At 35.6% G+C, this 12,607-nt stretch carries 12 protein-coding genes; 7 read left to right on the forward strand and 5 right to left on the reverse strand.

From position 1 onward, the window contains the following. Positions 1-71: 71 nt before the first annotated feature. Positions 72-911 (reverse strand): hypothetical protein, encoded by an 840-nt coding sequence (locus tag ACT9TX_RS09045; RefSeq protein ID WP_481337957.1) that lies wholly within the window; start codon positions 909-911, stop codon positions 72-74. Positions 912-1,079: 168 nt separating this feature from the next. On the opposite strand from ACT9TX_RS09045, the gene ACT9TX_RS09050 reads away from it, so the two are divergent. Then, complete coding sequence (locus tag ACT9TX_RS09050; RefSeq protein ID WP_481337958.1) at positions 1,080-2,135, forward strand: formimidoylglutamase; 1,056 nt, start codon at positions 1,080-1,082, stop codon at positions 2,133-2,135. Positions 2,136-2,168: 33 nt separating this feature from the next. Here the strand turns inward: ACT9TX_RS09050 and ACT9TX_RS09055 are convergent, their stop codons facing one another. Beyond that, on the reverse strand, positions 2,169-2,990 hold the full coding sequence (locus ACT9TX_RS09055; RefSeq protein ID WP_481337959.1) for a purine-nucleoside phosphorylase: 822 nt from the start codon (positions 2,988-2,990) through the stop codon (positions 2,169-2,171). Positions 2,991-3,109: 119 nt separating this feature from the next. Between ACT9TX_RS09055 and ACT9TX_RS09060 the strand changes: the two genes are divergently transcribed. The 5 genes from ACT9TX_RS09060 (at position 3,110) to ACT9TX_RS09080 (ending at position 7,571) form a co-directional block, all read left to right on the forward strand. After that, positions 3,110-4,375 carry a DUF547 domain-containing protein gene (locus ACT9TX_RS09060; RefSeq protein ID WP_481337960.1) on the forward strand — a complete coding sequence of 422 codons (1,266 nt, stop codon included), beginning with the start codon at positions 3,110-3,112 and terminating at the stop codon, positions 4,373-4,375. Between the two features lie 9 nt (positions 4,376-4,384). Further along, positions 4,385-4,720 carry an arsenosugar biosynthesis-associated peroxidase-like protein gene (locus ACT9TX_RS09065; RefSeq protein WP_481337961.1) on the forward strand — a complete coding sequence of 112 codons (336 nt, stop codon included), beginning with the start codon at positions 4,385-4,387 and terminating at the stop codon, positions 4,718-4,720. 92 nt (positions 4,721-4,812) lie between these two features. After that, positions 4,813-5,874 (forward strand): arsenosugar biosynthesis radical SAM (seleno)protein ArsS, encoded by a 1,062-nt coding sequence (gene arsS, locus ACT9TX_RS09070; RefSeq protein ID WP_481337962.1) that lies wholly within the window; start codon positions 4,813-4,815, stop codon positions 5,872-5,874. 116 nt (positions 5,875-5,990) lie between these two features. Next, positions 5,991-6,965 (forward strand): arsenosugar biosynthesis arsenite methyltransferase ArsM, encoded by a 975-nt coding sequence (gene arsM / locus ACT9TX_RS09075; protein ID WP_481337963.1) that lies wholly within the window; start codon positions 5,991-5,993, stop codon positions 6,963-6,965. Positions 6,966-6,971: 6 nt separating this feature from the next. After that, a complete protein-coding gene (locus tag ACT9TX_RS09080) occupies positions 6,972-7,571 on the forward strand; it encodes a TIGR04282 family arsenosugar biosynthesis glycosyltransferase (RefSeq protein WP_481337964.1) in 600 nt (199 codons plus the stop codon). Here ACT9TX_RS09080 and ACT9TX_RS09085 read toward each other — a convergent pair whose 3' ends face one another. Both ACT9TX_RS09085 and ACT9TX_RS09090 read right to left on the reverse strand, forming a co-directional pair. Next, entirely contained in the window at positions 7,572-8,627 is a 1,056-nt protein-coding gene (locus tag ACT9TX_RS09085) for a VOC family protein (RefSeq protein WP_481337965.1), read from the reverse strand. A gap of 53 nt (positions 8,628-8,680) precedes the next feature. After that, positions 8,681-9,370 carry a TIGR04283 family arsenosugar biosynthesis glycosyltransferase gene (locus ACT9TX_RS09090; protein ID WP_481337966.1) on the reverse strand — a complete coding sequence of 230 codons (690 nt, stop codon included), beginning with the start codon at positions 9,368-9,370 and terminating at the stop codon, positions 8,681-8,683. Between the two features lie 133 nt (positions 9,371-9,503). On the opposite strand from ACT9TX_RS09090, the gene ACT9TX_RS09095 reads away from it, so the two are divergent. Further along, positions 9,504-10,496, forward strand: a complete 993-nt coding sequence (locus ACT9TX_RS09095; protein WP_481337967.1) for a hypothetical protein — start codon at positions 9,504-9,506, stop codon at positions 10,494-10,496. A 135-nt stretch (positions 10,497-10,631) separates the two neighbouring features. Here ACT9TX_RS09095 and ACT9TX_RS09100 read toward each other — a convergent pair whose 3' ends face one another. Beyond that, positions 10,632-12,584, reverse strand: a complete 1,953-nt coding sequence (locus ACT9TX_RS09100; RefSeq protein WP_481337968.1) for an ABC-F family ATP-binding cassette domain-containing protein — start codon at positions 12,582-12,584, stop codon at positions 10,632-10,634. Positions 12,585-12,607: the final 23 nt, after the last annotated feature.

Genomic DNA, 12,607 nt, shown 5'->3' on the forward strand with positions numbered 1-12,607 from the left:
GTTTGATGAGTGTGGTAACTTTTAAACTCTTTTCGATGCTCACTTATTTTATAACTAGCAACTTGCGTTAATTAATTAACGGCTCTTAAAAATTTAGCAATATAATCATTAGATGTGGCCACATCATTATGAGACAAAAGGGTGTGCATTAATAAAATTCTTGTTTGTCTCATATCATTTTCGACAAACTGTGTGTCTTCTTTTTGCACAAATGCCAAACCATTTTTTTGAATAATTTGCTGTAGCCTTTTTGAACTAGCATTTGTGTTCTGCTTGTTCGTGTACAAGTTAATCAAGCTGCAATTGGTGTGATTTTGAAGAAAGCTTGCAATTTTATCTTCATTACCACTTATGGCATCAAAAAGCAAAATGCTTTTAATAGATAAGTTGCTGTAAGTAATTATTTGCACCAGCACTCTAGATGCGCCACTATGGCCAGCAATAATTAAATCACCATTAGTATTTGCATTAATGATGTTTTCGCTTACAAGTTTGTCGTTTACATCTTGCATAAATCTATTAAAATAATTTGCTTGTTCCCATTTGCCACAATAGCTGTCTTGTGCATTTTTGGCTGCTTCAGGCATTATCAAAATAGCGTTAGCGCCAGATGCATTTAGTTGCTCTTTTAATTTAAATTGCTCAAGCGTACTGTAAATATTGTTGTTCCAACCATGAAACCATAAGAAGTAATGCCAAGGCTTGTTTTGGTTAAAATGCTTAGGCACAAAAATGATGGCACTATTGTCATTAAATCTACTGTCGTTACTGCTATAGTTTGGGTTAAATCGATTGTCTGGAAACATGGCATTATTCGATTGAAAACTAAGCTGCTTGCCTTGTGCGTTTGATTTAAGTGTAATAATACAGATGCTTAAAAACAATATTAGTAGGACTGAAAAGTAGCGCATGAAGCAATGTGTTTTATGGTGAACAAGGGTTATTAAATTGTAATAATACTTTTATTTCTTCTTCTGTAGTCAAATGTTTTTTGTTTAACAATAGGGTAGTTACAACAAATAAAAAAATATACCTTTAGTACAGATAGTTTTACATTTATTATCTAAATGAAGAACGATATGCAACATTTGAAGATTTATACAAAGCAAGACGTTTTAAGCTATACCAAAATTCGCCGCTTTGAAACCAAATTAGGTGAGCGTTTACAGATAATAAGCAATCCAAAAGACCTTGAAGAAAGCTTGCAAAAAACATCGGCACGTTATGTAATTATTGGTGTGCCAGAAGATATAGGTGTACGTGCCAACTTAGGTATAGGTGGTGCAGACACTGCTTGGCAGAGTTTTTTAGATGCCTTTCTAAATATCCAAAGTAATGACTTTTTAGGCGGTGAAGAAATCATATTGCTAGGTCATTTTGACTTTAGCGCAGTGGCAGAATTAATAGAAGAATCGGCACAAAGTTTTGATGAAAAAGTAGATGCCTATCGCCATGCGGTAAATATGGTGGATGATGAGGTAGAACAACTGATACATATTGTAACCCAGAACAGAAAATTGCCTATTGTAATTGGTGGTGGGCATAACAATGCTTACCCATGTATTAAAGGCGCAGCAAAAGGGTGGCATAAAAGCGGCGTGATTCCTTTTGCACAAATAAATGCGATTAATTTAGATGCACATGCAGATTACAGACCAATGGAAGGCCGCCACAGTGGCAATGCTTTTAGATATGCAGAAGAAGATGGTTATTTAGAGAAATATTGTGTGGTAGGCTTACACGAAAATTATTTGCAACAAAACGTGTGGATGGATATGGTAAACAATCCATTTATTGATTGCATTACGTTTGAAGATATTTTTATTCACGAAAAAAGAGATTTTACACAAGCTTTAAAAGATGCCACTGAGTTTACAGATGATACATTGTGTGGTATAGAATTAGACCTAGATTGTATAGCGAATACATTAAGTTGCGACATGTCGCCGGTAGGTATTTCGGCTATTCAGGCAAGGCAGTATGTAAACTATATTGTGCTTGATACGCAACCAGCTTATTTACACATTTGTGAAGGTGCTACCAACTTACTAAATGGCAGAAGCGACATGAGTACAGGCAAGTTGATTAGCTACTTGGTAAGCGACTTTGTAAAAGGTATGCAGCAAGTTTACTAGAATTAATCTCAATAACCCTGTTGCTGGTAATTGTTATAATTGTTTGATAGCTGCTTCAAAAATGCTACTCAACTTTTCATCTGCTTTACCAGCAACGGCAATAATTTCAGCAATATTTACAGGCTTTAAATCATCAGGATTGCATTCATCTGTAATCACACTTACTGCGGCACAAGCAAGCCCAATATGATTGGCTACAATAACTTCTGGCACTGTACTCATACCTACCATATCGGCACCGCAGTTTCTTAAGTATCGGTATTCACCTCGTGTTTCTAAATTTGGCCCCATTACACTTACATACACACCTTTCTGCATGGTAGCATTTAATGACGCAGCAGAAGTTGATAATAAAATATTGAGATAACCACTATACGGCTGACACATATCTACAAAACGATTGCCAAAAGCAGGGTCGTTTAAGCCACGCAAAGGATTTTCTGGAAGCATATTTATGTGGTCATCTAGCAATACCAAATCGCCTTTTTTATAAGCTAAGTTCATACCGCCTGCAGCGTTACTTAATAACAAGTATTCAATACCTAAAGCTTTCATCACTCGTATAGGAAACGTAATTTGCTGCATAGTATAGCCTTCGTAATAATGAAAGCGACCTTGCATGGCAATCACTTTCGTGTTGCCAACTTTACCAATTATTAAATGTCCTTTATGAAACTCAACCGTTGCCACAGGAAAGTTGGGAATCTCGTGATAAGGTATGGTTGCTTCAATGTCAATTTTATTGATAAATGACCCTAAGCCTGTGCCTAAAACCACACCTACTTTAGCATTTACAAATCCTTTTGTTTCTAAAAAACTGACTGTCTCTTTAATTTTCTCAAGCATATTTTCCATAAAATCTTTCTTTATATTTATCGTTAAAAAAATTATTAAACACTTTGCTAGATTATTGGTTTAGATTCAAAAACTATAATCCTAATTACGTCGTAAATCTAGTACAATTAAAACCTCTATTGAACAAGATCATCATTATATCAATTTTCACGTGCCTCACTTGTAAGGTATTGTCTCAAACGCCTTACAAGGTTGGTAGTATTGTAAACGATTTTTCCATTGACACTAAACTAAATGCTAAGCAACCTGCTACTTCACTTAAAAATATAAACGGCGATATTGTAATTCTAGATTTTTTTGGCACTTGGTGTGTGCCTTGCGTAAAAGCCTTGCCCACTTTAACTTCCTTGCAGCAACAATATCCTTCACAGTTAAATATTGTATTAATTTCTATAGAAGAGGAACAAAGATTGAAGGATTTTATAGCCCAAAGAAAAAGCTTTTCGTTGCCAATTATTGTTGATAGGGGCGAAGCGATTACCAAATTATTTCAGCCACCAGCTTACCCATATACAGTCGTTTTAAACAAACAAAAAAAAGTGATTGCTATCACCAAAGCTGAAAATTTAACTAATAAATTTATCGATTCTTTATTGGCAAATACAGATAAACAAATGGCACAAACCATTGAAACAACAAAGCCTGTGGTTAAGAAAATAGAAACTGTAATGGCAGTAGAAAAAACACCTATCAACACAGTTGTGCAACTATCAGAGCAATTTATTTATGCAGCCAAAACTGGCACAGCTACAGTTAATTTAATCAATAATTTAGCAACATTATACTTCGATAGTTTACGCAATCATTTGGTTACCGATAATGATAAAAAAGCCTTTTGGATTAATATATACAATGGGTTTACGCATGTATTTTTAGATAAAAATCCTGAACGATATACAAAGCGAGGTCGTTTTTTTTCTGCAAAACAAATAACCATTGCTGGCAAATTATTTAGCTTAGATGATATTGAACATGGCATATTAAGGCATTCAAAAATTAAATGGAGCGAAGGCTATTTAAACAAATGGTTTCCTTCTAAAACAGAAAAAGCTTTACGGGTAGATACGCTTGATTACCGCATTCATTTTTCCTTAAATTGTGGTGCTAAAAGTTGCCCACCAATTGCTTTTTACAATGCTGTAAAAATTAACCAACAATTAGATATTGCTACACAAGCTTATTTATCTGGTGAAGCTACATATAACGCAACCAACAACACCTTAGAACTGCCCACCTTAATGAGCTGGTTTAGACACGATTTTGGTGGTAAAAAACAAATGCTAGTGTTGGTTAAGCAACTAGGTATTGTACCTCAGGATAAACATCCCAAAATCAGTTTTAAAAAATACAATTGGAATCTCTATTTAGATAATTTTAAAAGCTAACACAATTTTATGTCTAATCATTATTACAACGCAGAAGATCTTGGAAAATTCGGTAACATAGCTGAGTACCAAAAAGAAATGGCCGATAAATTTTTCGGTTGGTATGGCGAAGTTTTTAAAGACAGTGCCTTATCTGCTAAAGAAAAGTCTCTCATAGCCCTTGCAGTTGCACATGCGGTGCAATGCCCTTACTGCATAGATGCCTACAGTAGCGATGCCTACGAAAAAGGCTACAGCGAGGCACAAATGATGGAAGCAATACATGTAGCTAGTGCTATAAAAGGTGGTGCAGTACTGGTACATGGTGTGCAAATGATGAACAAGGTAAAAGAGATTGCCATGTAATTTTTTATGTAACCAGCAGTTGTTTTTCAATTGAGCAATTGTTGCGTCGCACACTGCAACGGTTAGATTCTTTTATCAGCAATAACAAAAATATGGCTACAAAAAGCTTAAAAGCGCAAGGCAATATCTTGGCTAATTCACAAGAGCAAATTGATATTTTAGAGCATGGTGTTAATCACGATGATGCGTTTCGTTTAGTACCTTTTCAGCAACAACTAGAGCGTATTGGTTTATATCCTTTGCCAGCTACAAATCTTGAAATATTTCAAATTAACGTTGGCAAAATGTGCAACCAAGTTTGTAAGCATTGCCATGTAGATGCTGGGCCCGATAGAAAGGAAATTATGACTAGAGAAACCATGCAGCAATGCTTGGATATTTTGGCCAATAATCCATCGTTTACAACGGTAGATCTAACAGGTGGCGCACCGGAAATGAACCCAGATTTTAGATGGTTTGTTGATGAAATTAAAAAGCTAGGTAAGCATGTAATTGTACGTTGTAATCTCACCATTATTTTGGCCAATAAAAAGTACCATGACTTACCGGAATATTTTAAAAATCATGGTATAGAAGTGGTGTCATCGTTACCATCTTACACACAAGATAGAACCGATAAACAACGAGGTGACGGTGTATTTCAAGATAGTATAAAAGCCCTGCAAATGTTGAATGCTGTAGGCTATGGTATAGACGGTAGTGGCTTAACGCTAAACCTAGTGTACAATTCTGCTGGTGCATTTTTGCCACCATCGCAAGAGGCACTACAGAAAGAATATAAAACCGAATTAATGAAACTTTTTGGCATTCAGTTCAATCAATTATTTGCCATTACCAATATGCCAATAAGCCGTTATTTAGATTACTTGCTAAAAAGCGGTAACTACGAAAAATACATGGAAAAACTAACGGCAGCATTTAACCCAAATGCTGCTAAAAGTGTAATGTGCCGCAATACCTTATCTATTGGTTGGGATGGCTTTATTTACGACTGTGATTTTAACCAAATGTTAGATTTAAAAGTTGCTTGTAGCAGCCAGCATATTTCAAATTTTAATGCAGCAATTTTAAGTCAACGTTCTATAGTAATTAACCAGCATTGCTATGGTTGTACAGCTGGTGCAGGCAGTAGTTGCGGCGGTTCTGTTGCATAAAGTAATGAACGTACAAGTAGGTACTTTGTAAACGCAGTATAAACTCGCAACATAAGCCAGATAAGGATTACAGCTGCTGGCAACATAAAATTTTTAACGAAAAAATAGTATAAAAAATGAGTACCGCTTACTTAGAAACCACCAAGAACGTGTATAAAGAAGCAGCCGAAAATCCACAAGTGGGTTTGTGTTGCACTACAACACCAATATGGCAATTACCAGGTTTGGATATTCCAGTTCGTATGCAACAAATGAACTATGGTTGTGGTAGCACGGTGCATCCGAGAGATTTGGTAAACAATCCTAAAATACTGTATGTAGGTGTTGGTGGCGGTATGGAATTATTGCAGTTTGCGTATTTCAGCCGACAAAAAAATGGTGTGATTGGTGTAGATGTGGTGGAGGAAATGTTGCAAGCAAGCCGAGATAATTTTATAGAAGCAGAAGCCTTAAATACTTGGTTTAATAGCGAATTTGTAGACCTGAAAAAAGGTGATGCCTTAAACTTGCCTGTTGCAGATAATAGCATTGACGTTGCTGCGCAAAATTGCTTGTTTAATATTTTTAAACACGATGAGTTGAAGTTGGCTTTGCAAGAAATGTATCGTGTGTTAAAACCACATGGTCGCTTGGTAATGAGTGATCCGATTTGCGAACAACCTATTAATGAAACTTTGCGTGAAGATGAACGCTTGAGAGCTTTGTGTTTAAGCGGTTCTTTGCCTTTGTGGGATTATATAAAAATGATTACAGATTGCGGTTTTGGCACTGTAGAAATTAGAGCAAAAAGACCATACAGAATTTTAGATCCTAAGCATTACGCTACCGATGAATTGTTATTTATAGAAAGCGTAGAAGTGTGTGCCATAAAGGATCCTATGCCAGCTGATGGGCCTTGTGTATTTACTGGTAAAACAGCTATTTACTTTGGTGATGATGAGTGCTTTGATGATAACAAAGGTCATATTTTGATGCCTAACCAACCTTTGGCTGTGTGCGACAAAACTGGTGCTGCTTTAGTCGCTTTAGGTAAAGAAGATATTTATATTTCTGGTTCAAGTTTCTTTTACGATGGGGGCGGTTGTTGCTAAACTATTATGACAAATGCACTCATCATATTTGTAAAAAATCCTGTTGAAGGCCAAGTGAAAACGAGGCTTGCTAAAACAGTAGGTAATAGTGCTGCAGTAGCTGTGTACAAACAGTTATTGCAGCACAATTTTAATATTACACAACATTTGGCCGTAGATAAATTTGTTTTTTATGGTGACTATATAAATGAACTAGATGTATGGCCCAATGGTATTTACAAAAAACAATTGCAATATGGCGCTGACTTAGGTGAACGTATGAAAAATGCGTTTGAATGGGTATTGAATTTAGGCTATAAAAATGTAATCATTATTGGTAGCGATTGCTACGAATTATCGCAAAAACAATTAGAAATTGGCTTTGATACATTAAATGAAAGAGATGCAGTTATCGGCCCTTGTGAGGATGGTGGTTATTATTTATTGGGTATGAAAGCCTTGCAGCCACAACTTTTCAGTAATATAAAATGGAGTACTGATGCTGTTTTTCAATCTACATTGTTTGTTTTTAATCAATTACATCTAAGCTATACTGTTTTGCCTACTTTAAATGATGTAGATGATGAGGCAAGTTTGCCAGATGAACTAAGACAGTTTATCCAGTAATTATTTCACCTTGTTTAAAGCCAATAAATTAATCATCCAATTTGGCAATGGCTTATCCTGCTTGCGTTTGGTGAGGTCTAAGTAAAAGCCAAATTTCTTGTAAATGGGTACTTTGTGTGTTTCAACCAATTCTATTAATGTGCCATCTGGGTCTTCTACATAACAAAATCTTCCAGCAGAACTACCCATTGAAAATGAATTGGCACTATCAACAGTAAACGGATAGCCACATTGTTGAGACAAGGCTTTGAGTTCGTTCATGTGTAACACATCAAAGCATAAATGTATAAAGCCGCAATCACCCCAAAATCTGTTGGCATAAATTTTCTTTGGGGCACTATTTTTTATTTCTATTAATTCTATTTGTACTGAGCCTAATAATTTGCTAAACGCACCTTTATTTACTAGTGACTTTTTTAACAATACGCGTTTAAATATTTGCCCTTTAGTTTGGTTGTGTGGTACATCTATCATGGGTGCAGTACCGCTATAAATTACATTATTAATGCCTAATACTTGCTGGTAAAAGTGCAACGCTTTATCCATATTACTCACACCAATTACTGCACCTACAACACCACCACAAATGGCTTTATTTTGCTTAAACCATTCATCGCCTTCTACAATGTTAAAGCAATTGCCATAAGGGTCTGTGAGCCAAAAATGTTGCCTATCATCTGGGCTATCAAATAACTCAGAAACACTTATAAATGCTAGCTTACAGAAGTATTGATAAGCAGCTTTTATATTACTAGTTTTAATTTTAACAGCAAAAATACCTAAATCGCCAAGCGATGGTGTGGCACTAGTTTGAGTAGGTTTTCTACTTAAAAATTGCCATATTTCAAAGCCGCCACCACCACTCATATTTAGAGATAAAATGGCACGTCTTTCATGAATTTCTTTACCAGTATATTGGGTCATTAAACTTGCCTCTGCCTTGTCATCAAAAATCAAAACATCCATACCAAATAGTTGCTTGTACAGCAATTTTGCTTCTTGAGCGTCTGCTACGCCAATACCAACTTGTTGAATACCAGTTATAATATCTTGCATGAGTAAAATGTTATTTTAAAATACGGTATTGTAATGAAACAAGTTTTCTCTGTTTATCTATAATCTAACATTGTTTTATACTTTTCTACCATTGCCATTTGTGAAGCGCCTTTTTTAAACATTTTTACAATGGTGTAATTGGCAAATTGCACGGTAAACCATGAATTGGTATCGTATTTCCTAGCTGAAATTAGTGCATCTTTTTGTACAATTTTATATTTTGCTTTTTGCTTTGCTCTTACAACTATATCATAATCTTCCATAATGCGCATGGTGCTGTTAAAACCACCAATTGCGTTGAAGAGCTCTTTTTTAATGAACAAAGTTTGATCACCACCATAGCACACAAATAAATCGAAACGTGTAAAAAAAGCATTTACTTTTAAGATTGTTTTGCTACTGTCAAACTGTGTTCTGTACCTGCCAAAACCATAGCCAGCTTGTATAGCATCAGTTATGTCATTTACAAATGTGTTTGATGGAAAAGTATCTGCATGAACGAAATAAAATATATCGCCTTTAGCTAAAATTGCACCGTAATTCATTTGCGCAGCCCTACCTTTTTCTGGTGAAATAACTGCTATTGCACCTTGAGATTTCGCAACGTCAACCGTATTATCGTTGCTACCACCATCAACAACTATTATTTCAGAACTTGATTGCTCAATACATTTTTTTAAAAATTGCAATAGTGCGGCTATCGTATTTGTTTCGTTATATGTAGGAATGATAATGCTAATCATAAGTTTATAAATATAAAGGCCAGTAACTACAAATTAATAGTATTTAGAAATACGATTTATATACCAGCAACGGATTGTTTTAATTAGTTTTATATGCAAATAGGGACAACTTAAAATAGTTGATAGTTATCTGATGAAAAAATTGGTAATAATTTTATTAGTTTTAAATAACAACAGCCAAATTTTTGCCCAAGGTTTTACTATTGAAATTCCTAAGAAAACAGATGCTTTTACCAGTACATTTTTAAAAGTACTCAACGATGCTGGTGATGATTTTAAGCATATAAAAGGCAAGCAAATCAACCAAAAAGATACGATTCACTTGGCCTCAAATACTTTTAAAACAGCTGTTGCAATTGCAGGTAGTACGTACGGTAGAATTGTAACTGATAGCACCATTTACGCAGAATACTATTTTGGTGATTACGAACAAATGCTAGACGCTTTTGCTGCTTATGATTTGCTAGAAAAAAATGTAGGCACAGCCATAGAAAATCGCACTTTTATAAAAGACTATTACCTTGATACCAATGGCACAGTTGTAAGGCTTGAAAAGATTGCTTATTGTACCAACAGGGGCTTTTATCATTTTAATATTGCACTGCATATTATTCGCTTGCTACACAATGGCAAGTTTAGAATTTTGCTACAGATATACAAAGGTAAGCCGCAGTTTTACTATCGTATTTTTAAAAATGAGCCCATTGGTAGCTTTAATATGGTGAATGTGTTGCGTAGCAATTTAGCAGCTTTGCAAAGCCAAGCAATGACCACTTGCCCTGTAACCGTACCGCCATTTAAATGCCTTGGTAAAAGGCTGGCAAACGATACGGTTTTCATCTCTTACCAAAAGCCAGATTTTGATGATTACTTCACGGTTCGTACTGAGTTTGATGTGTATTTATCAAACATACGTACAAGTCTTGGTAGCGATTATGTGTTTTACAGTGTGCCTTGCCCAAGCGAAGGTCCTGTGTTTAAGCGTTGGGCTTTTGTACAAGTAAAAGACTTGGAGAATTACAAACGCAAAACCGTAATCCTAAGTTTAGTGGCTTTGCCTGAACCAATGTTAACCGATTACGGCTACAAAAAGCAATATGCTATTATGCTTGAGTTTGCTTATTAGCCACAAAGCCACAACAACACAAAGTATCATAAAGAAAATCTGTTTAATGCCTTGAAACTTGAATATCTTTTTTTAACCACAAAGGGCGCAAAATTTACTTTGCGCCCTTTGTATGCTTTGTTACTTTGTGTGAAATTATGCAACACTTTCTATTTCCATAATCTTCTCAAATAGTTGCTCGTATTCAGTTTCAGCTTGTGTTAATTGCGTTTGAATGGTTTTATAATTCTTTTCTGTTTCAGCAAATTTTGCTGCATTTTTATAAATATCAGGGTTGCCAAGTTCTGCTTCTATAGCTGTCTTTTTTTGTTTTAAATCTTCTAAGCTAGCTTCAACTTTTTGAAATTTCTTTTGCAGATTTTTCAGTTCAGTATTGTCAAAGCGCTGCTTTTCTTGTGGCTTGTTTTTGGAATCTTGTGGCTTTACAGCTGTTTCTTGAGCTTTTGCTTTTGGCTCTTGTTGCTTTCTGCCTTCTTCTCTAGCTTGCTTAGCCATTCTTTCTTTCCACTCTAAATATTCGGTGTAGCCACCTTTAAATTCTTTAATCTCGTGGTCTATTATTTCCCAAATTTTATTGGCTGTTTGCGATACAAAAAAGCGGTCGTGACTTACTAAAATTAAGCTGCCTTCATATTTGTTTAAAGCTTCTGCTAGCAACTCTACGCTATGCATATCTAAGTGGTTGGTAGGCTCATCCAGCATCATAAAATTGCTTTTACTTACAATTACTTTTGCTAGTGCAACACGGGCTTTTTCGCCACCACTTAGTAGCTTAATTTTTTTATCAGCATCATCACCACTAAATAAAAAACAACCCAATAAACTGCGTAGTTCTAGTTCGGTTTTGCCACTTCTACATTCACTCATTTCTTCTAAAATGGTGTTGTTTAAGTTCAAAGCTTCTAGCTGATGCTGTGCATAAAAACTGCTCTGTACATTATGGCCCCAAACACGTTCGCCTTCAAAGGTTTCAGCATCTGCTATTATTCGCAGCACAGTACTTTTACCTTTACCGTTGGCACCAATCAAGGCAATTTTATCACCACGTTCAATCTCGGCAACAGCACCTTGTACAATGATATTATCGCCAAACTGCTTGTTAACATCTTTCAATGTGACAATCACTTTGCCCGGCTGCTTATCTACCTGAAAGTTGATTTTAATGTTCGGTCTTTCTAGGCTTACGTTTTCTATACGTTCAATCTTGTCAAGGCGTTTTACTATACTTTGCGCAGCGGCAGCTTTACTCGCTTTTGCTTTAAAACGTTCTACAAATCGCTCTTGCTGACGAATATAATCTTGCTGATTTTCGTAAGCCTTCTGCTGCATATCAATACGTATAGCTTTTTCTGTTTCGTAGTACTCATAATTGCCTGAGTAAATATGTAGCTCTTGCTGGTAAATCTCTACAATCTTATTTACCATGCGGTTAAGAAAATATTTATCGTGGCTCACAATTACCACACTACCTTGATAATGTAATAGGTATTTTTCTAGCCACTCGATAGATGGTAAATCCAAGTGGTTGGTAGGCTCATCCAGTAACAATACATCAGGCTGTTGCAATATCATTTTTGCAAGCAATACTCTCATGCGCCAGCCACCACTAAATTCTTTGTATGGTTTCTCAATTTGCTCGTTGGTAAAGCCTAAACCATGTAACACTTCTTCTGTTTTGTATTGAATGTTGTAGCCATCCAATACATCCATTTCATGTAGTTTATCAGTATAATCTATCAGTAATTTTTCGTCTTCTTTTTCTTCTAATAATTTGCCCAAAGCTTCTATTTCTTTTTCTAACTCACGTACACGTTCAAATGCGCCCATGGCTACTTCTAAAATAGAATCATTAGTATCAAAACTCAATAAATCTTGGTGTAAATAGCCAATGCTAGTGTTACGACCTTTTTCTACCGTGCCTTTTGACGGTAAATATTGACCTACTAAAACCTTTAATAGCGTAGATTTTCCTGTACCGTTGTAACCAATTAAACCGATTCTTTCACCCGGATGAATATGCCAAGTTGCATCTTCAACAATCACTCTAGCACCAAACTCAAACGTAACGTTCTGCAAACCTAATAACATGCACAAAAAATTTTTGAACGGCG

This window comes from Parasediminibacterium sp. HNIBRBA5674 (genome assembly GCF_056745525.1).